Annotated in this window: 20 protein-coding genes; 13 read left to right on the top strand and 7 right to left on the bottom strand. The window is 69.6% G+C overall.

Annotated features, from left to right (window positions below):
* The first annotated feature begins 2 nt into the window (after window positions 1-2).
* The 3 genes from OG828_RS23260 to OG828_RS23250 all read left to right on the top strand — a co-directional run bounded on the left by OG828_RS23260 (window position 3) and on the right by OG828_RS23250 (window position 2496).
* Window positions 3-437 (top strand): VOC family protein, encoded by a 435-nt coding sequence (locus OG828_RS23260; protein ID WP_328502208.1) that lies wholly within the window; start codon window positions 3-5, stop codon window positions 435-437.
* A 148-nt stretch (window positions 438-585) separates the two neighbouring features.
* On the top strand, window positions 586-1806 hold the full coding sequence (locus OG828_RS23255) for a cytochrome P450 (RefSeq protein WP_328502207.1): 1221 nt from the start codon (window positions 586-588) through the stop codon (window positions 1804-1806).
* Between the two features lie 87 nt (window positions 1807-1893).
* Window positions 1894-2496 carry a Uma2 family endonuclease gene (locus OG828_RS23250; RefSeq protein ID WP_328360017.1) on the top strand — a complete coding sequence of 201 codons (603 nt, stop codon included), beginning with the start codon at window positions 1894-1896 and terminating at the stop codon, window positions 2494-2496.
* 9 nt (window positions 2497-2505) lie between these two features.
* On the opposite strand, the gene OG828_RS23245 is transcribed toward OG828_RS23250, so the two are convergent.
* Window positions 2506-4125 carry an ABC transporter permease gene (locus OG828_RS23245; RefSeq protein WP_328502206.1) on the bottom strand — a complete coding sequence of 540 codons (1620 nt, stop codon included), beginning with the start codon at window positions 4123-4125 and terminating at the stop codon, window positions 2506-2508.
* On the bottom strand, window positions 4122-5033 hold the full coding sequence (locus tag OG828_RS23240) for an ABC transporter ATP-binding protein (RefSeq protein ID WP_328360011.1): 912 nt from the start codon (window positions 5031-5033) through the stop codon (window positions 4122-4124). Before OG828_RS23240 ends, OG828_RS23245 begins: the two co-directional genes overlap by 4 nt.
* A gap of 77 nt (window positions 5034-5110) precedes the next feature.
* On the opposite strand from OG828_RS23240, the gene OG828_RS23235 reads away from it, so the two are divergent.
* Both OG828_RS23235 and OG828_RS23230 read left to right on the top strand, forming a co-directional pair.
* Window positions 5111-5617: a GbsR/MarR family transcriptional regulator gene (locus OG828_RS23235; RefSeq protein WP_328502205.1), complete on the top strand. Its 507-nt coding sequence runs from the start codon at window positions 5111-5113 to the stop codon at window positions 5615-5617.
* 115 nt (window positions 5618-5732) lie between these two features.
* Complete coding sequence (locus OG828_RS23230; protein ID WP_328502204.1) at window positions 5733-6299, top strand: hypothetical protein; 567 nt, start codon at window positions 5733-5735, stop codon at window positions 6297-6299.
* A gap of 121 nt (window positions 6300-6420) precedes the next feature.
* On the opposite strand, the gene OG828_RS23225 is transcribed toward OG828_RS23230, so the two are convergent.
* A complete protein-coding gene (locus OG828_RS23225) occupies window positions 6421-7932 on the bottom strand; it encodes an APC family permease (RefSeq protein ID WP_328360002.1) in 1512 nt (503 codons plus the stop codon).
* A 151-nt stretch (window positions 7933-8083) separates the two neighbouring features.
* Here OG828_RS23225 and OG828_RS23220 point away from each other — a divergent pair, with 151 nt between their 5' ends.
* The 3 genes from OG828_RS23220 to OG828_RS23210 are packed head-to-tail and all read left to right on the top strand — an operon-like array spanning window position 8084 to window position 10892.
* Window positions 8084-9478, top strand: a complete 1395-nt coding sequence (locus OG828_RS23220) for an ethanolamine ammonia-lyase subunit EutB (RefSeq protein WP_328502203.1) — start codon at window positions 8084-8086, stop codon at window positions 9476-9478.
* Complete coding sequence (eutC, locus tag OG828_RS23215) at window positions 9475-10245, top strand: ethanolamine ammonia-lyase subunit EutC (RefSeq protein ID WP_328502202.1); 771 nt, start codon at window positions 9475-9477, stop codon at window positions 10243-10245. Before OG828_RS23220 ends, eutC begins: the two co-directional genes overlap by 4 nt.
* A 35-nt stretch (window positions 10246-10280) precedes the next feature.
* The gene (locus OG828_RS23210) at window positions 10281-10892 is read left to right on the top strand and encodes a Uma2 family endonuclease (protein ID WP_328502201.1); all 612 of its coding nucleotides are present in this window, start codon (window positions 10281-10283) and stop codon (window positions 10890-10892) included.
* 1 nt (window position 10893) lies between these two features.
* Here OG828_RS23210 and OG828_RS23205 read toward each other — a convergent pair whose 3' ends face one another.
* Window positions 10894-11775, bottom strand: a complete 882-nt coding sequence (locus OG828_RS23205) for a diacylglycerol kinase family protein (protein WP_328502200.1) — start codon at window positions 11773-11775, stop codon at window positions 10894-10896.
* Window positions 11776-11975: 200 nt separating this feature from the next.
* Here OG828_RS23205 and OG828_RS23200 point away from each other — a divergent pair, with 200 nt between their 5' ends.
* From OG828_RS23200 to OG828_RS23180, 5 genes are all read left to right on the top strand, one after another.
* Window positions 11976-13259: an adenylosuccinate synthase gene (locus tag OG828_RS23200; protein WP_328439453.1), complete on the top strand. Its 1284-nt coding sequence runs from the start codon at window positions 11976-11978 to the stop codon at window positions 13257-13259.
* Between the two features lie 495 nt (window positions 13260-13754).
* On the top strand, window positions 13755-14264 hold the full coding sequence (locus tag OG828_RS23195) for a hypothetical protein (RefSeq protein WP_328502199.1): 510 nt from the start codon (window positions 13755-13757) through the stop codon (window positions 14262-14264).
* 115 nt (window positions 14265-14379) lie between these two features.
* Window positions 14380-14643: a hypothetical protein gene (locus tag OG828_RS23190; RefSeq protein WP_230396234.1), complete on the top strand. Its 264-nt coding sequence runs from the start codon at window positions 14380-14382 to the stop codon at window positions 14641-14643.
* Window positions 14644-14648: 5 nt separating this feature from the next.
* On the top strand, window positions 14649-15053 hold the full coding sequence (locus tag OG828_RS23185) for a hypothetical protein (RefSeq protein WP_328504920.1): 405 nt from the start codon (window positions 14649-14651) through the stop codon (window positions 15051-15053).
* A gap of 132 nt (window positions 15054-15185) precedes the next feature.
* Window positions 15186-15479 carry a DUF3303 family protein gene (locus tag OG828_RS23180; RefSeq protein WP_328359985.1) on the top strand — a complete coding sequence of 98 codons (294 nt, stop codon included), beginning with the start codon at window positions 15186-15188 and terminating at the stop codon, window positions 15477-15479.
* Between the two features lie 9 nt (window positions 15480-15488).
* Here OG828_RS23180 and OG828_RS23175 read toward each other — a convergent pair whose 3' ends face one another.
* From OG828_RS23175 to OG828_RS23165, 3 genes are all read right to left on the bottom strand, one after another.
* On the bottom strand, window positions 15489-16139 hold the full coding sequence (locus tag OG828_RS23175) for a hypothetical protein (protein WP_328359982.1): 651 nt from the start codon (window positions 16137-16139) through the stop codon (window positions 15489-15491).
* 90 nt (window positions 16140-16229) lie between these two features.
* The gene (locus OG828_RS23170) at window positions 16230-18692 is read right to left on the bottom strand and encodes a dolichyl-phosphate beta-glucosyltransferase (RefSeq protein ID WP_328502198.1); all 2463 of its coding nucleotides are present in this window, start codon (window positions 18690-18692) and stop codon (window positions 16230-16232) included.
* Entirely contained in the window at window positions 18689-19390 is a 702-nt protein-coding gene (locus OG828_RS23165; RefSeq protein WP_210580606.1) for a GntR family transcriptional regulator, read from the bottom strand. Before OG828_RS23165 ends, OG828_RS23170 begins: the two co-directional genes overlap by 4 nt.
* Window positions 19391-19586 lie beyond the last annotated feature (196 nt).

Here is a 19586-nt window from a genome sequence, read left to right as displayed (position 1 = left end):
GCATGGAACAGCGCATCACGTTGATCACGCTGGGTGTTTCCGATCTCGCCCGGGCCAAGGCCTTCTACGAGGCGCTGGGCTGGCGGGGCCAAGAGGTCGAGGAGACGGTCTTCTTCCAGGCCGGCGGCCTCGGGCTGGTCCTGTGGGGCCGGGACAAACTGGCGCGGGACTGCGGGTTGGAGCCGGCGCCGAGCACCGGATTCGGCGGCATCGCGCTCGCGCACAACGTCCGCTCCGACGCGGAGGTCGACACGCTGCTCGGGGTCGTGGAGCGATCCGGCGGCACGGTCACCAAGCCCGCCGCCGTGAACCCCATCGGCTTCTACTCCGGCGCCTTCACCGACCCGGACGGCCACGCCTGGGAAGTCGCCCACAACCCCGGTTTCCCCTTGGCCGAAGACGGCACGGTCACCCTCCCGGATTTCGGCGCTCAGTAAGAGGCGCCCCGAAGGAGAGGCGCCCCCGAAGGGGCGCGGGGCTGTATCGATATGCGGCTCCGCCGCGTGGGCGCGACCAGCCACAACGGACCCGCAGACAAAGACCGGCCTGTTGCGGCCCGTCCCGCGAAGCGCTTAGCGTCCGCTCATGCCAGCTGCTTCCGACCTCGCCTTCGACCCATGGGACCCGGCGTTCCTAGCCGACCCGTACCCCGCCTACGCCGAGCTGCGTGCGCGGGGCCGGGTGATCCGTTACGAGCCCACCGACCAGTGGCTGGTCCCGCACCACGCGGACGTCTCGGCGCTGCTGCGGGACCGGCGGCTGGGCCGCACGTATCAGCACCGCTTCACGCACGAGGACTTCGGGAGGACGGCGCCGCCGCCGGAGCACGAGCCGTTCCATGTGCTGAACGACCACGGCATGCTGGACCTCGAACCCCCGGACCACACCCGGATCCGGCGCCTGGTGTCGAAGGCGTTCACGCCGCGTACGGTCGAGCAGCTCAAGCCGTATGTGGCCAACCTCGCCGGGGAGTTGGTCGACGCGCTGGTGGAGCGCGGCGGCGGTGATCTGCTCGCGGATGTGGCCGAGCCGCTCCCCGTGGCTGTCATCGCCGAGATGCTGGGCATCCCGGAGTCGGACCGCGCCCCGTTGCGCCCCTGGTCGGCGGACATCTGCGGAATGTACGAGCTGAACCCGTCCCAGGAGACGGCGGCGAAGGCGGTGCGGGCGTCGGTCGAGTTCACGGAGTACCTGCGCGAACTGATCGCGGCCCGCCGCAAGGAGCCCCGCGACGACCTCATCTCCGGCCTCATCGAGGCCCACGACGAGGGCGACCGGCTCACCGAACAGGAGATGATCTCGACCGCCGTCCTCCTCCTGAACGCCGGCCACGAGGCGACGGTGAACGCCACGGTCAACGGCTGGTGGGCCCTCTTCCGCAACCCCGGCCAGCTCGCGGCCCTCCGAGCCGACCACTCCCTCGTCCCGACGGCCATCGAAGAACTGATGCGCTACGACACCCCGCTCCAGCTCTTCGAACGCTGGGTCCTGGACGAGATCGAGATCGACGGCACGACGATCCCCAGGGGCGCGGAGATCGCCATGCTCTTCGGCTCCGCCAACCACGACCCCGAGGTGTTCCGGAACCCAGGCCGCCTCGACCTCACCCGCCAGGACAACCCCCACATCTCCTTCAGCGCCGGCATCCACTACTGCATCGGCGCGCCCCTGGCCCGTATCGAACTGGCCGCATCCATGACGGCACTGCTGGAGAAGGCGCCGACGCTGCGCCTCGCGGCGGAGCCGGAGCGGAAGCCGAACTTTGTGATCCGGGGGTTGGAGGGGTTGAGCGTGGAAATCGGCTGATCACCCGTTCGGATGATCATCGAGTAAAGCCGGTCGGCGGTCGGGAGTCAGCGGTCACGCTGGTGTCTGCCTGCGAAGGGAGGCACCATGACGGTTATGGCAGAGCGCGCGTTGCAGACGCCCCAGATGTCGGTTCGCGAGTTCGAGAGGATCGCCGCGTTCGCGGCCAAGGAGACCGACGACGCCGTCAGGTTGGAGTTCATCAACGGACGGATCGGGGTCAAGAAGGTGGCGGACGGGGATCACGACACCATTGTCGTGTGGCTGAGCAAGCGGTGTATGCAGGTCCGGCCTGACCTCGACCTGTACCAGGGCCGAGGGCTGAGGGTGGAGAAGTACCGTGAGGGACGGGCTCGTCCTGATGCGGTGCTGGTGCCCGAGGAGCACTTCGCCGGGCATGGTGAGTGGGCTGATCCGAGCGGTGTGCTCCTGGTGCTGGAGGTCACGTCGTACGACTCCGACACCGACCGGCGCGACCGCCAGGAGAAGCCCGATGCCTACGGTGCCGCGGGCATTCCGTTCTACCTGTTGATCGACCGGGACGCGTGCGCTGTAAAGCTCTACAGCGATCCGGCGCCTGAGCTCGGGTACGGTAACTGCCGCACCGTACCTTTCGGGGACACGCTTGTACTGCCCGAGCCTCTCGGCATCGAACTCGACACCGAGAAGCTCAAGCAGTACGTCGACTGACTCCCACCGTCACGTACTCATATCCCGCCTCCGCAGCCCCACCAGCCCCGCAGCCACCAACACCCCTGCGATCCCCATAAGGACCCCCACCGGCCCCCAAGCCATCTCCCCACCCGGCAGCTTCGGCAGATGACCGAACGGCGAGATGTCCAGCACCGTCTGCGGCAGATCCAGTGCGGGTCCGATCCACCCCAGGAAGAGCACGACGCCCGCCGCACCCCACGCGGCCGGAGCGACCTGCGGGGACAGCCCGTACAGCAGGACCGTCAGTCCGCCCAGTGCCCAGACGGCCGGTACCTGGACCAGACAGGCCCCGAGGATCGGGCCGAACTCGCCGCCGTAGCCGAGGCCGAGGCCCACCCCGGCCAGGAGCATCAGCAGCACCGTCCCGCCGAACGCGACGACCAGATGTCCGGCGGCCCACCGCAGCCGTCCGACCGCGCCCGCCAGCACCGGCTCGGCCCGCTGGGAGGTCTCCTCGCCGTGCAGGCGTAGCACGGAGGAGACGATGTACAGCGCGGCGACCAGGCCGAACATGCCGACCATGGTGGACAGGAACGCGTCCGTGATGTCGGACTGGCCGCCCATCCGCTCGATGATCTCGCGGGTGTTGTCGTTGTCGCCGACCAGGTCCGCCGCCCCCTTGGTGACCCCGCCGAACGCGGCCCCGCCCGTGAGGAACCCGAGTCCCCAGCCGAGCACGCTGCCCCGCTGCAGCCGCCAGGCCAGCGCGCCCGCCGTGCCCAGCCGCCCCTCGGCCGGTCCGGGCCGGGTCGCTACGAAGCCGCTGCCGACGTCGCGCCGCCCGGCGAGCTCGTACGCCACGGCCCCTTGGATCACCGTCGCGGCGGCGAACAGCAGCAGCACCCACCACCGTTCGTCGGCGAAGGCCCGCAGGTTCTCCAGCCAGCCGATCGGGGAGATCCAGGTGAGCGTCGAGGACCCGTCCGTCGTGGCCGAGTCACCCGCCGCCCGCAGCACGAACGCCGCCCCGATCAGCCCGCCGGTCAGCCCCTTCGCGAGCCGCCCGCTCTCGGTGAGCTGCGCGACGATCGCGGCCATCGTGGCGAACACCATCCCGACGCCCGCGATACCGAGCCCGAACGCCAGCGCCCCGGATGCGCCCTGTCCGGCGAGGCCGCCCGCGACCAGCAGCGCGACCACGCCGTTGGCGACGAGCGCGGTCAGCAGGGCCGCCGTCAGCGGGGCCCGCCGGCCCACCATCGCCGACGAGACGATTTCCTGGCGCCCGCTCTCCTCCTCGTCACGGGTGTGCCGTACGACGATGATCAGGCTCATGATCCCGGCGAGTACGGCCGCGTAGACGCCGATGCGCCAGGCGGTGAGGCCGCCGAGCGAGTCGTCGAAGACCGGGCCGTACATCGCGCGCAGCGAGTTGTTCGTCAGCATCTGCTGGGCGATGTCGGCGCGTTCGGCGGGCGTGGAGTAGACGGTCTTGAGCGAGTTCGGCATGGAGACGACCATCAACGCCGTCACGGCCACCCAGAGCGGGACGGTGACGCGGTCGCGCCGCAGGTTGAACCGCAACAGGGCGCCGGTGCCCGCCAGTTGACGTTTTCCGCCGACTCGCGGCGCGTAGCGGCGGCGATCGGCCACGAGTGTGGTCATCGGGCCACCGCCTCCTCACTTGCGACGTCCTCCTGGTAGTGGCGGAGGAACAGTTCCTCCAGCGTGGGCGGTGTAGAGGTCAGGGACCGTACGCCCGACTCGCTCAGCGAGCGCAGTACGGCGTCCAGCTTGTCGGTGTCGACCTGGAGCCTGACCCGCCGTCCCTGTACGTCGAGGTCGTGGACGCCGGGGAGGTGGGACAACCCGTTGGGGGCGTCGGCGAGTTCGGCCGTCACGCTCGTCCGCGTCAGATGCCGCAGATCGGCGAGCGAGCCGCTCTCCACGGTCTGTCCCTTGCGGATGATGCTCACCCGGTCACACAACTCCTCGACCTCGCTCAGGATGTGCGAGGACAGCAGGACGGTCCGGCCGCGCTCCCGCTCCTCCTCCACACACCGCTGGAAGACCTCCTCCATCAGCGGGTCGAGCCCCGAGGTCGGCTCGTCCAGGATCAGCAGGTCCACGTCCGAGGCGAACGCGGCGACCAGGGCGACCTTCTGCCGGTTGCCCTTCGAGTACGTCCGTCCCTTCTTCGTCGGGTCCAGCTCGAACCGTTCGATCAGGCCGTCGCGGCGCTTCTTGTCGAGGCCTCCGCGGAGCTTGCCGTAGAGGTCGATGACCTCGCCGCCGGAGAGGTTGCGCCACAGGGTCACGTCGCCGGGGACGTACGCGATCCGGCGGTGCACCTCGACCGCGTCCGTCCACGGATCACGGCCGAGCACCTGCGCGGCGCCCGCGTCGGCGCGCAGCAGGCCGAGCAGGACGCGGATGGTGGTGGACTTGCCGGCGCCGTTGGGGCCGAGGAAGCCGTGGACCTCACCGGTCTCGACGTCCAGGTCGAGACCGTCGAGCGCATGGGTCTTGCCGAACGACTTGTGCAGTCCGGAGACGGTGATTGCCTTCGTCATGCTTCAGAACGTACGCTTCTTTCAGAAATTTGTGAAGTTAAGGAAGCGTTAAAATCACCTTCGATAGGATGTTGACCATGACGGAATCAACGGAATCAGCGGAGGGTGGTCGCGACGCGGAAGCCGTGTCGAAGTTCGTCGAGTCCTTCGCGGCGCAGCTCGTCGAGGCCGGGATGCAGCGCATGGCCGCCCGGGTCTTCGCGGCGCTGCTGTCCTCCGACTCCGGGGTGATGACCTCCGCCGAACTGAGCGAGCAGCTGCAGATCAGCCCCGCCGCGGTCTCCGGCGCGGTGCGCTACCTGGCCCAGACGCACATGGTGTCGCGCGAGCGGGAGCCCGGTTCACGCCGGGAGCGCTACCGGGTGCACGGGGACCAGTGGTACGAGGCCCTCACCAACCGCGAGGCCATCATCAAACGCTGGGAAGGCGCCCTCCGCGAAGGCGTCAACAGCCTCGGCGCCGACACCCCGGCCGGCCGCCGCATGGCCGAGACGCTGGCCTTCTTCGAGTTCATCGAGGGCGAGATCCTGAGCATGATGGAACGCTGGCGGGAGCACCGCGAGAAGACGTTCGGCCCGGGGTGACACACGGCGCGCGCGCCGAAGTTCCGGGAGCGCGCGGATCGCCTCTGTTCCCGGCGAGCAGACCCCTCGTACACTCGGAGTGCGTGCTCAACTCCGTTGCGGGACAGGGGGATTCGTGCCGGACAGCAGTGCCGGGCCCATCGCGGCGACCACCTCGGCCGACGCGCGGCTGGCAGCCCTGTGTGCCGAGGTGGACCAGGTCATCAGCGAGGCGCGGATCGGGGCCCGGCGCGCGCAGCGCCGCGCCAAGCTGTGGCATGCGACGTACCTCGGCCTCGGCTTTCCCGGAGCCGTGCTGGCCGGCATCTCGGGCTCCGTCGGGCTTGCCTCCGCCGGCGCGCGCGTGCCGGCGGCGGTCCTCGCCCTGCTGGCGGCCGGTTTCTCGGCGGGGTCGACGTTCCTGCGCGCCGACGCACGGCACTCGACGAACCTGCGCAGGCGGTACGCCTGGCAGAACCTCGAGTGGCGAGCGCGGCTGGTCAAGGCGTACGACGCGCACGAGAGTGCGGAGCACCTGTATGCCGCGATCCTGGAGCTGTACGAACTCCGGGCGGCCGTACCCTCCAGCGCGCTGGTCCTGGTGGAGTCACAGCCGTCGCCCGCCTTCCAGCCGCCGGTCCCCCCGGCGGGCCAGCCGCCCTTGATCCAGCCCGCACCGGCTCCTGCCGATCCCGGCGCCTGACCCGAAGCGGTGCCGCTCCGCAGGATCCGCGGTTCGTTCGCTGCGGGCCGGTGGGGGCTGGTCGCGCCCACGCGGCGGCAGCCGCAAATCGGCACAGCCCCGCGCCCCTTTGGGGCTCCCGCTACCGCTCTTTTGTCTCCTCCAGCACCGTCCGCCCCAGCAGCGCGTACCGCTCCGGATCCCGCCGCTTGAGGTACTGCGCGTACCCGATGCCCGCCGCCGCGATCAGCGCGACGATCCACGGGGTCCCCTTCAGCACCAGCGAACCGGACTCGGTGCCGGCTGCCACGCCCATGTTGGACACCAGCAGCACCACTACGGCGAGCATCGCGACGCCGCCGACGAGCGGGGCGGTGAACGTGCGGAACCAGTGGCGGCTCTCGGGGTGGTTCTTGCGGAAGTACGCCAGCACCGCGAACGAACACACGGCCTGCACGACGAGGATCGACATCGTGCCGAGGATGGCGAGAAGGACGTACAGACCGGCGTACGGGTCTTTGCCCGCGATCCAGAACGCGGCGATCAGCACCGCGCTGACGATGGTCTGGACGAGGCCCGCGATGTGCGGGGAGCCGTGCCGGGCGTGGGTGCGGCCGATGGTGTTCTTCAGGGACGGCAGGACACCCTCGCGGCCCAGCGCGTACATGTAGCGGGCGGCGCAGTTGTGGAAGGCCATGCCGCAGGCCAGCGAGCCGGTGATCATCAGCCACTGCATGACGACGACCGCCCAGTGGCCGACGTACTGCTCGGTGGGGTTGAAGAACATGGCGAGCGGATTCGCGGACGAGGCCGCCGCCACGGCCTCCTTCTCGCCGTTGCCCGTGATGGCCATCCAGGAGACGAAGACGTAGAAGACGCCGACGCCGAGGACCGAGATCATCGTCGCCTTGGGGATGATCTTCTTCGGGTCGCGGGACTCCTCGCCGTACATCGCGGTCGACTCGAAGCCGACCCACGACCAGAAGGCGAAGAAGAGACCGAGCCCGGCGCTGGTGCCCTGGAAGGCGTTGACCGGGTTGACGGGGCCGAAGGTGAAGCCGTCGGGGCCGCCGCCGTGCAGGGCGACGGAGATCGCCATGGCCGCGAGGATCGTCACCTCGGTGGCCAGCAGCACCACGAGCACCTTCTCGGCGACGGAGACACCGAACCAGGTGCCCATTGCGTTGATTCCGAGCATCAGCGCCGCGAAGAGCCACCACGGCATGCTCAGCCCGGTCTGGTCCTCCAGGGTCGTCGTCGCGAAAACCGAGAAGATGCCGATGAGGGCGGGCTCGAAGACGACGTACGCGAAGGTGGCGAGGAGCCCGGAGGCCAGTCCCACGGTGCGTCCGAGGCCGTAGGAGATGAAGCCGTAGAAGGCGCCCGTCGAGGTGATGTGCTTCGCCATCGAGGTGAAGCCGACGGAAAAGATTGCCAGTACGACCATTGCGACGAGGTAGCTCGCCGGGGCGCCGATGCCGTTGCCGGACGACACCATGAAGGGCACGTTGCCCGTCATCGCGGTGATCGGCGCGGCGGTCGCGACGGCCATGAAGACCACGCCGAGCAGGCCGATGGCGTTGGGCTTCAGCCGGTGAACCGTGCCATCTTCGCTTGCTTTCGCCGCTGGGGCGACTCCCTCGTCCACTGCCATCGGGTTGGCCCCTCTCCTGCTGGTCGGCTGGTGCGCTGGACCGGAACTCTGCAGCTCGAATGAGTCGGGCAAGGATGTCGGGATGTTAAATACTTGTCAATCAGACCTTTAGAAATCTGGCGGCAACAAGTGGCTCGTACGGTCGACCGCCATGAGCGCCTACACCTCCACCCTCAGCGGCGAGCGCTACCGCTTCGACTCCCTCGCCCGCCTCCTCGCCGCCGCGAGCCCCGAGCGCTCCGGCGACCGGCTGGCCGGTCTCGCCGCCCGGAGCGCCCAGGAGCGGGTGGCGGCGCGCTGGGCGCTGGCGGACATGCCGCTCGCGGAGTTTCTCGCCGAGCCGGTGATTCCGTACGAGACCGATGACGTCACCCGGCTGATCATGGACGGCCACGACGCCGCGGCCTTCGCGCCGGTGGCCGGCCTGACGGTCGGCGAGTTCCGGGAGTGGCTGCTGTCCCAGGCGGCGGACGCGGGGACGCTGGCCGCGCTGGCGCCCGGGCTGACGCCGGAGATGGTCGCGGCCGTGTCCAAGCTCATGGGCAACGCCGACCTGGTCGCGGTGGCCAGGAAGGTGACGGTGGTGACGGCGTTCCGGTCGACGATCGGGCTGCCGGGACGCCTGGCGACCCGCCTCCAGCCCAACCACCCCACCGACGACCCGGCCGGTGTCGCCGCCGCCCTCCTCGACGGCCTGCTGCTCGGCTCCGGCGACGCGGTGATCGGCATCAACCCCGCGACGGACAGCCCGAAGGCGGTACGGGACCTGCTGGAGCTGCTCGACTCAGTGATCGGCCGGTATGCCATCCCCACCCAGTCGTGCGTGCTCTGCCACGTCACCACCAGCGTCGACCTGATGGAGCGCGGCGCCCCGGTCGACCTGGTCTTCCAGTCCATCGCGGGGACGCAGGCGGCGAACGCGTCCTTCGGTGTGACACTCGGCCTGCTGGACGAGGCGCACGAGGCGGCGCGGGCACTGGACCGGGGCACGGTCGGCCGGAACGTCATGTACTTCGAGACGGGCCAGGGCAGCGCCCTCTCCGCAGACGCGCACCACGGTGTCGACCAGCAGACGGTGGAGGCCAGGGCCTACGCGGTGGCCCGCCGCTACGACCCGCTCCTGGTGAACACGGTGGTCGGCTTCATCGGCCCGGAGTACCTGTACGACGGCCGGCAGATCCTCCGTGCCGCCCTGGAGGACCACTTCTGCGGCAAGCTGCTCGGCCTGCCGATGGGTCTGGACATCTGCTACACGAACCACGCGGACGCGGACGACGACGATGTGGCGACCATGCTCACGATGCTGGGCGTGGCCGGGGCGTCCTTCGTGATCTGCACGCCCGGCGGCGACGACATCATGCTCAACTACCAGTCGGCCTCGTACCACGACGCGTTGTACCTGCGTGAGGTGCTGGGACTGCGCCCGGCGCCGGAGTTCGAGGCCTGGCTCGGATCGATCGGTCTGCTGGACGAACGCGGCGCGATCCGGGACGTGTCCGGTACGGGGCACCCGCTGACGGCCATCGGAAGGGAACTGGCGGCATGACGGATGGTCAGATACAGCCGCCGACAGGCGACTTGGCCTTGTGGTCGGCGCTGCGACGCCACACCCAGGCCCGCATCGGCCTCGGCCGGTCGGGCTCCGCACTGCCGACCCGCCACCGCCTGGAACTCCAGTCCGCGCACGCGGCGGCCCGGGACGCGGTGCACTCGCCGTTCGACCCGGGGGCGGTGGCGGCACAGCTTCCGGGCATGGCGACGGTACGGGTGCGCAGCGCGGCCCCCGACCGGCTGACGTACCTCCAGCGACCGGACCTGGGCCGACGGCTGGACGCGACGGACCGGGCGCACCTTCCGGTGGGGGAGTGGGACGCGGTGTTCGTCGTGGCGGACGGGCTGTCCAGCCGGGCGGTGCACGAGCACGCGGCGGCGGTGGTGCGGGAGACGGTGGTGCGTGTGCCCACCTTCCGGATCGCTCCCGTCATCCTCGCCGAACAGGCTCGTGTCGCCCTGGGTGACGACATCGCGGCGGCCATCGGCGCGGCGATGGTGGTCGTCCTGGTGGGAGAACGCCCGGGGATGTCGGCGGCCGATTCCCTGGGCGCGTACCTGACGTACCGCCCGAAGCCGGGTGTCACGACGGACGCCGACCGCAACTGCCTCTCCAACATCCGGCCACCGCTGGGGCTGACCTACGAGGGGGCGGCGGGGAAGCTGGCGGGGCTGATGGGGAGGGCCCGGGAGCTGGGGCTGACGGGGGTGGGGTTGAAGGACGACTCCGATCACGTTGCTGTGGTCGAACCGCTACGCTGAGTTGCTGCTGGTCTGCATCAGAGGGAGGGGGCATCATGACGTTGATGACAGAGCGACCGACGATAAGCGGCACCGAGCCCCGCAGCTTCGAGGCGTTGCTGGACGACCTCGACGAGCTGATCGTGCCCGACGGCTACAAGGCCGAGATCGTCAGGGGGAGAATCGTCTTGTCGCCGTGGTCGAAGGGGTACTACACCGACGTCATGGAACTGGTCTGTGATCAGCTCCGGTCGTATCTCCCCGAAGGGCACCGCATCAGCTACGGTCCCAACCTGTATGTCTTCCCAGGGGATGAGCGTGCATACGGACCGGATGTCCACGCGGCGCCCCGATCAGTGTTCAGGACGACCAGCAACCGCCTGGACGGCGAGGCCCTCACTTTCGTCGCTGAGCTGACGTCCACTTCCACCCGCGACGATGACCTGACCGACAAGGTCTTCGTCTACGGCAGGGCAGGCGTCCCCGTCTACCTCGTCCTCGACATGCAGGAGGAGCAGGCCACAGTCCTGTGGACGCCGTCCGCCAAGGGATACGAGTCACACTGCACCAGGCCGTTCGGCGAGAAGCTCCCGATGCCCGCCCCGTTCAACTGCACGCTCGACACCACTGGCTTCCAGAACCCTGAAGAGGATGAAGACGAGGCCTGACTCAACCCGTCACCGGCAACGTCAGCCCCCAAGCCCCCTCCAGTACCGTCCACGTCCGTGTCCGTACCGGGCCGCTCACCACCGCGTCCGCCCGGTAGCGGAAATCCGGCCCGGACACGGTCACCGCGCGCCCGACCGCACGCAACGGTGACGCCTCCGCGCCCACCGAGGCGGGCCGTACCTCCACCTCGGCCGAACCCACGCGGCCCGGCATGACGGACACGGCCTCCACCGGCTGGTCGAGATCCACCAGCGTGACCCCGTCGACCTCCACGCGCAGCCGCGCGGGCCCGGCGGTGGGGGCGGACGGGATCGTCCGGCCCGGGCGGGTGGCAAGGGTCCGTACGAAGGACTGGCAGGTACGCAGCCAGGGATGCACGGAGGACACGGCCGACGCCCCCGCCGAATGCCCCCGGGGATCCCGAGGCTCCCGCAGGGCCAGCGGCGGAATCCGCAGCGCGCCGAGCACCACCCCGTCGCTGTCGTCGACGAGCAGATCCAGCCGGCGCTCCGCCCCGTCCAGCACGGCCCGCGCCGCCGCCACCGCCCCCGTGGGCACCCCGAGCGACCGGGCCAGCGACAGCACACCGCCCACCGGAACCACCGACAGCCCACATCCGCCCAGCTCCCGCTGCCGGTGCAGCAGGGACACCGCCCGCAGCAGCGCCCGGTCGTCCCCGACGACCACGAGCCGCCGCGACCCCCGCCGAGCCAGCGCCCGGGCGAATTCCTCCGGCCCCTCCGGCAGACACACCTTGGTCGCGGCACCCGCGCTGAGCACGTCTTTCGCGATCCGTACGGACTCTCCGTCCGTCCGACGGGCGATCGGGTCGACCACCACCAGCAGCTGTGCGGACGTCGGAGAAGTCGCCACCTCGGTCATGCCTCGCTTCCTCGGGTAGCATCTTTGTGCAAGAGCCCCTTGCGCTATTGCGCCAGGGGCTTCGTCTATTCCGGGGCATCCGGTCCGACGGTTGCGGCCAACGAAGGTCGCCGGTGTACGAAACAGGCTGTGCGACGCACAGTCAATGTCGCGTACGCCTCTGACCTTGGACATGCCCCGCCCGGAAGGGGTGTACGCGCGTGCCCGCACTTGTGCTGCTCGGTGCTCAGTGGGGTGACGAAGGCAAGGGAAAGGCGACGGACCTGCTAGGCGGGTCGGTCGACTACGTAGTGCGCTACCAAGGCGGCAACAACGCCGGCCACACGGTAGTCGTGGGCGACCAGAAGTACGCCCTGCACCTCCTTCCTTCCGGAATCCTGTCCCCGGGGTGCACCCCGGTCATCGGCAACGGAGTCGTCGTCGACCCGTCGGTCCTGCTCTCCGAGCTGAGCGGGCTGAACGAGCGAGGCGTCGACACGTCCAAGCTCCTGCTCAGCGGCAACGCTCACATCATCACGCCGTACAACGTCACCGTCGACAAGGTGACGGAACGCTTCCTCGGCAAGCGGAAGATCGGCACCACCGGCCGCGGCATCGGCCCCACCTACGCCGACAAGATCAACCGCGTCGGCATCCGCGTCCAGGACCTCTACGACGAGTCGATCCTCACCCAGAAGGTCGAAGCGGCCCTCGACGTCAAGAACCAGATCCTCACCAAGCTGTACAACCGGCGCGCGATCGCCGTCGACCAGGTGGTCGAGGAGCTGCTGACCTACGCCGACAAGCTCGCGCCGTACGTCACCGACACGGTCCTGGTCCTCAACCAGGCCCTGGAGGACGACAAGGTCGTCCTCTTCGAGGGCGGCCAGGGCACGCTGCTGGACATCGACCACGGCACGTACCCCTTCGTCACCTCGTCCAATCCGACCGCGGGCGGCGCCTGCACGGGCGCCGGCGTCGGCCCGACGAAGATCAGCCGTGTCATCGGCATCCTCAAGGCGTACACGACCCGCGTCGGCGCGGGCCCGTTCCCGACCGAGCTCTTCGACGAGGACGGCGAGGCGCTGCGCCGCATCGGCGGCGAGCGGGGCGTCACGACCGGCCGTGACCGCCGCTGCGGCTGGTTCGACGCGGTGATCGCCCGCTACGCCACCCGCGTCAACGGCCTGACGGACTTCTTCCTCACCAAGCTGGACGTCCTCACCGGCTGGGAGCAGATCCCCGTCTGCGTGGCGTACGAGATCGACGGCCGGCGCGTCGAGGAACTCCCGTACTCCCAGTCCGACTTCCACCACGCGAAGCCCGTCTACGAAATGCTGCCCGGCTGGTCGGAGGACATCTCCAAGGCCAAGACCTTCGCCGACCTCCCGAAGAACGCGCAGGACTACGTCAAGGCCCTGGAGGACATGTCCGGCGCCCCGATCTCCGCGATCGGCGTGGGCCCGGGCCGCGACGAGACGATCGAGATCAACTCGTTCCTGTAGACCGCGTGTCGGTCCGCTCGTGGGCCGGTCATGGACATCCCTGACCGGCCCAAGGACGATGCCTTCGAATCCCGGGACTAGCTGGGTCCCCGCCACCGGCGTCCAACTCCGCGAGGCAGGCGTCCAGTTCCTTGTGGCCGTCGGCAGTACATCCCGATCCCTGCCCTCAACGGCCTGACCTGGCCCTTGAGTTGGCGATACCGCCCGACGGGTGCCGACCACCTCGTACACGCGCTCCTGCTGCGCACCGTTCTTCACTCTGAGGGGTGAAGAACATCAACTTCCGCCTGGGAAAAGCTGGTTTCGGCTTGCGTTCGTCGCTCTGCGTACCCGTAGAGTCACGCCCAACAGCGAAATGCCCCCGCGGTGCGCCAACACCCGGGGGCTCGACACCCGGAGCCAACTCTCCAGATGCGTACTCATCGTACGACGCCTGCGCGCGTCATTTCAGGCCTCTTGGCCGCCCTTCTCCGTGATCGGCGCATCACCTGGTGCGTGGTGAGCGTACTGACGTACCTGCTGGCCCTCCCTGGTGGCGCCCGCGTCGCCCTGCGCGCGATTGCTGCGCAGTGCCCGGAGAGGCGGGCGCGTATGGCCGCCGCCCTTCGTGAGCTGGAGGAACGGCGGGATCCGTGGCGGGTGGTGCGCGGGGGCGGGGTTGCGGGTCAACTCCCCGTCATTCACGAGGTGTTCGACGTCCCGTGCGAAGTTGTGCCACCAACGGGTGAAACCGAAAAAGTCCGGGATCGGCAGGCGCGGAGGAGCAGGCAGACCGCGCTCGCCGCGCAACTGCTCATCTCCCTCGGGCGGATCGATTCCCGGCTCACCCTCGACGCCACCGAGGCACTGCGGCTCGCGCCGCTCGTCGAGGCGTGGTGGGCGCGGGGCGTCGGCAGTGCTCAGGTGCGGGCGGCGCTGGTGTACGGCTGGGCGCCGGAGCCGGTGCGGTCGGCGCGTGCGGTTGTGGAGGACCGTTTGCGGCGTGGGTGTCCGGTGCCTGCGTAGGCCCATGCAGACTCTCGGCCGTACATCCGTAGAGCCGGGCGATCCAACCGAAAGGAACGAAATGACCGCACTGCTCGAGCGGGCCGATACGGTATACCGTAGGTATACTGCCGTCATGGCTGACACCACCGTCAAGGTCGACCCCGCTGTCCGTGACCGCCTCATGGTGCTCGCTCGCGAGCGTGGGATGACCATGCGCGATCTGATCGCCGAGCTGGCGGGGGCCACCCCCACCAAGGAGGAGCTGCGCAAGCGGTACGAGGAGACGAAGGCGTACTGCGAGACGCATTTCGGCGTGACGTTCACTGACGAGGATCACGACCGGGTCGAGAAGGTCTGGCAGGACCTCGAGGCCGGCCGACCGGTGGAGAGCCTGTGAGCGCCATGGCGGCCGGTTCCACCGGCGTCGTCTTCGATGAGTCGGCCCTGCTGGCGCTGGGTTCTGGGAACTCGCTCGCCTCGCAGTTCGTGGCGAACACCGAGCACGGGCCGACGCGGCATGTGTACGTTCCCGCCCTCTGCCTGGCCGCCGCCGACGGTATGCGCAATGGGCTCGCCGAGCACGTCGGCGCCCTCCCTGCCGTCGAGATCGTCGAGTTGGACTTCCCGGGTGCGTGCAGTGTGGGCTCGCTGCTGCGTGACGGGGTGGAATGGCGGCTCGGTCAGGCCGTTCATCTGTCCAGGCCGACGCCCGACTGGCCGGACGGCCGCCACGTGGTGACCGTCGACCCGGACCTGTACGCGGACATGCCGCTCGTCCGCACGATCAGGTTGCCGCGTCAGCGCTGATGCTCTCCGGCCGGGGTCGGTATGAACCACTGCCGCCCCGGCCGATCCGCCCCAGCCGATCCGCCCGGCAGCCCGGAATGCGGCATATAGGCATATTCTGAGGCGGGGGCCGTTCAGAAGAAGGTGAGTGCGATGCGCGTTCTGTTCAAGGCACGACTCGACACGGAGAGGTCGAACGAGGCCATCCGGAACGGGACCCTGTCGAAGCTGGTCCAGTCGTCGATGGAGCAGGTCAAGCCGGAGGCGGCCTACTTCACCACGGACAACGGCCACCGCACCTGCTACCTGGTGTTCGACATGAAGGACAGCTCGGAGATGCCGTCGATCGCCGAGCCGTTCTTCCTGGAGCTCGGTGCCGACGTCACGTACACGCCGGTGATGAACCCCGAGGACCTGCAGAAGGGGCTCTCCGCGCTGGCGCGGTGACGCCGGCCCTCAGCTGAAGATGATCATCGAGCCCTGCGCCAGACTCCGTGTCGCCGCCGCGTGCAGGCCGAGCCAGACGTGCCGCTCGCGGGCGAAGGGGCTGGGGTCGTAGGGGGCGGGGACCGCGGGTTCCTCCAGCTCGGTGGGGGCCAGTGGGGGCTGAGGTGGTGCCGGGGGGTTGGCCGGGTCGATGCCGATCACCGGCGCTACGAGCTCCAGCTCGCGCAGAAGGGCCTGCGAGGAGCCCAACGGGCCGCCTCCCGCGAGGAGTTCGTCGTTGGCGAGGGGGTGCGGGAAGTCCACGGGGACGTATGCGCCCGCATGGTCGTAGTGCCAGACCAGGTGTGACTGCTGGGCCGTCGTCTCGAACATCTCCAGGAGCTGTTCGTAGTCGCCGCCGAGTGCGTCGACCGGCGTCACCGGCAGGCCGCAGACCTGGAGCAGGTATGCGCGGCGCAGGAAGTGCAGCGCGTCGTAGTCGAAGCCGGCCACGGGGGCCACGTCGCCGGACAGGCCCGGCATGTACTGGTACACCGGCACCGGGGGCAGCCCGGCCTCGGCCAGCACCTTGTTGTATTGCGCGAGTTCCTCGGCGAACGGGTTGTCGGGCGTGTGGCACAACACGTCGACGAGCGGTACCAGCCACAGGTCACAGGCCAAAAGAGGTCTCCTCGTCACGACTAGAAACGACCAGAACTGAGTAACTAGCGACTTCTGAAACGACTAGGACAGTAGTCGGTGTGGTGCCCATCAGCTCCCCGCGTGCAGATCCCATACCCACACCCCGCCGGTCCATTTACCAGGGCTGCCCACCAGCTTCTCCACCGTCTCGCGCAGCTTGTCGTCGTTCTGCTGCGGCGCCAGCACCAGCACGCCCGCCTTCCAGAAGGCCAAGTCGTGCCGGGCCAGCGTCCGCCAGTTCGCACCGATCGCCGGGATCTTGCCCGTATAGCGCACCTCCCGCAGGAGGTTGGAGGTGTCGCGGGGGGAGGCGCCGTAGATGCCGACGCGCTCCTCGCCGTAGGGGCCGTTGAAGTAGCCGCCGGGGAGTTTGAAGCCCATGCCGGCTTCCGTCTGCCAGTGCAGGGCCTCCGCGTTGCCGGGATCCGGCAGCGGGACCGGGACGAGCGACTCGCCTTTTCCGAGGTACGACTTCCAGCTCCCGTCCGCGATGAACGCGGGCACCTCCGCGCGGTCCACCGCCTTCAGCGGGGCGGGGACGAGGGGGAGCAGGGCGAGGCAGATGCCGAGGAAGCCGGCGAACTGCGTGCTCACGGAGCGGGTGGCGGCCAGCCGGTCCACCGTCAGCGCCACCAGCATGCCCAGCGCCGGTGCGCACACCATCGCCACGCGGCTCTCGATGACCGACTCGAACAGCGGCTTCTCGGCGAGCAGCGCCCAGGGGCCGGGGAGGACGACATCCGTCAGCGGGATGCGGAACTCCGGGCCCAGGGAGAGGAAGGCCGCGGCGACCGCCGTGAACGCCAGCGCCTTGACCAGGGCGTGTTCCCACAGCCGTATGACGATCGCGAAGGCGAGGGCGACCAGCGGCCAGCCGTAGAAGGCGTTCTGTTCGGTGGGGTTGAGGGAGAGGGCGTTCGCGGTGTCCGCGTCGCCCGCGATGAGTGAGCGTTCGGCGAAGGAGAGCAGGGCCAGCGGGCTGTTGCCGGCGTTGTCGCCGTGCAGGACGCTGTGGTAGCTCTGCGGGCCGTAGAACTGCCAGGCCAGGGCGTAGACGACCAAGGGGAGGCAGGTCGCGGCGCCGATCAGCAGGCCCTTGCCGAGCGGGCGCCAGGACGCCTTCGCCACATCCCGTCGTACCACTCCGTACGCGGCGGCGAACAGCAGCATCCCCATCGCCGCGAGGAGGAGGGGTTCTTCGCCGAGGTAGATCTGGTACGCCGCCATCAGGCCCAGCACGATCCCGTCCCGGGTGACCCGGGTGCCGGAGCAGAGTCGCAGCGCGCGGTCGATGATCAGCGGGATCATGAACAGGATGATGAAGTTCGGGTGCGCGTTGGCGTGGCTGACCATCGGCGGGGCGAAGGCCGCGAGGGACGCGCCGACGAAGGCCGCGGCGCGCTGCCGTACGACCCGTTTCACGATCAGCCAGTACCAGGCGGCGGCCGTGGCCGCGAGGCCCAGCGTCATGACGACGCTCAGGGAGATCGCCGGGCCCGCGAGCAGCGTCAGCGGCGTGAAGGGGACGGACAGGCCGAGCATGACCGTGTTGGCCATGAGGTTCACGCCGTCGGGGAAGCCCTGGAGATCGGTGAAGAGGGGGTTGCGGAGGTGGGCGACGTTGTCGGCCGTCACCGCGAAGAACCACTCCCACTGGTTCTGGTCCCGGAGCGAATCCGGCAGATAGCGGTTGCTCGGGTCGATCAGGCGGCCCGAGTAGAGGGCGACCGACATGAGGAGGAAGAAGGCGACGGCCAGGAGGTCCGCCGGGCGGAGTGCACGGGCCTTGAGGCGGGCGAGTTCGGCGAGGACGCGGCCGTAGTCGAGGGGGCCGACCTTCGAGCCGCTCTGGTGCGACCAGCGGACCGGGACCTCGGCGAGCGGCCAGTCGGCGCGGCGGAAGTGCTGGAGGACCTCGACGTCGATGCCCCAGCCGTCGAGGCGGGAGTCGGCGAAGGCCTCGCGGGCGCGGTCGCCGTCGAAGAGCTTGAAGCCGCACTGGGTGTCGCGGATGCCGGGGACGGCGGTCCTGCGTATGAGGACGTTGCCCGCGCGGCCGAGCAGTTCACGCACCGGGTGCTGGCGGTCGCCGATCGTCGCGCCGGGGACGGAACGGGAACCGATCGCGGCGGCGTAGCCCTCGCTGAGCGCCTTGTCGAGCCGCTCCAACTCCTCGATGGGCGCGGCCAGATCGGCGTCGGTGACCAGGACCCGGCGGCCACGGGTGGCGGCGACGCCGAGGCGGAGGGCGGCGCCCTTGCCGCGGTTGCGGTCGCCGGTGACGAGGCGGATGCGGGCGTCGCGCCCGTCGGTCCCCGCGGTCTTTTCTGCGCGCTCCGCTCGCTCGGTGACGAGGTCACGGGTGCCGTCGGTGGAGCCGTCGTCGGCGACGACTATCTCCCAGTCGCCCCAGCGGCCCTCGTCCTCGCCGAGATAGTCGGCGATGGCGTCGAGAGTGGGGCCGAGACGCCCTTCTTCGTTGTAGGCGGGGATGACCACGGAGAGGTCCACGGCCGTCTCAGGGCCCTTCATCCGGCCGCCAGGCGTTCGATGAGGGCCAGGGAGTCAGCGTTGTACGAGGCGACGATCGCGCGTGCCTCCGTCGTGTCGCGTCGGGCCAGTGCGTCGACCAGTTCGGTGTGGCAGGACCAGAGGTGGCCGCGCAGGTCGGTCACCCGGCGCAGGTGCTGGACCGCGCAGACCCAGGACTGGACGCGCAGCCGGTGCAGGAAGTCGGCGAGGTAGGGGTTGCCGAAGAGGTTGCCGAGTTCCTTCCAGAAGCGCAGGTCGTAGCCGATCAGGACGGTGAGGTCGCCCGCGGCTGCCGCGCGCTGTGCCTCCTCGCCGCGGCGGCGCACTCCGGCGAGGCCGGCGGCGAAACGGGCGTCCGTGGGGTTCTGGTAGCCCCGGTGATTGCCGTCCAGTGCCTGGAACATGCCTGCGATGACCAGGCTGCGGGCCTCCAGGATGCGGCGGTAGTCCGCTACGGAGTACTCGTGCACGTGGAAGCCGCGGTGCTGGTCGGCGTCGAGGAGGCCCTGCGCGGAGAGATCGACCAGGGCCTCGCGTACGGGGGTGGCGGAGACGCCGTACTGCTCGGCGATCTCCTTCACCGTGAACTCCTGCCCCGGTTGCAGCCGTCCCGCCAGCACCTCGTCGCGAAGCGCTTCGGCGATCTGCTGCCGCAGGGTGCTGCGGGTCACGGCGCCGTTGCCGCTGGTGCCGGGCATGGTCGGGGCGTCTCCCTACGTCGCGATGGGGTGGCGTGCTCGCATATGTCTACGAGCACGCCACCTTACGCGTTCGGCTTGCAGGGGTCGCCGTCCCGGCGGAGGAGGGAGAACCGAGGTGTTTTCGCCCCCGCCGCCCCTACCCGTCCCATCCTGAAGGGGCTCCGCCCCTTCGACCCCGCCAAGGGGCTGCGCC

Source organism: Streptomyces sp. NBC_00457, from assembly GCF_036014015.1.
GTDB lineage: Bacteria > Actinomycetota > Actinomycetes > Streptomycetales > Streptomycetaceae > Streptomyces.
The sequence above is the reverse complement of the archived record's forward strand: the minus strand, read 5'-3'. Positions and strand labels throughout refer to the sequence as shown.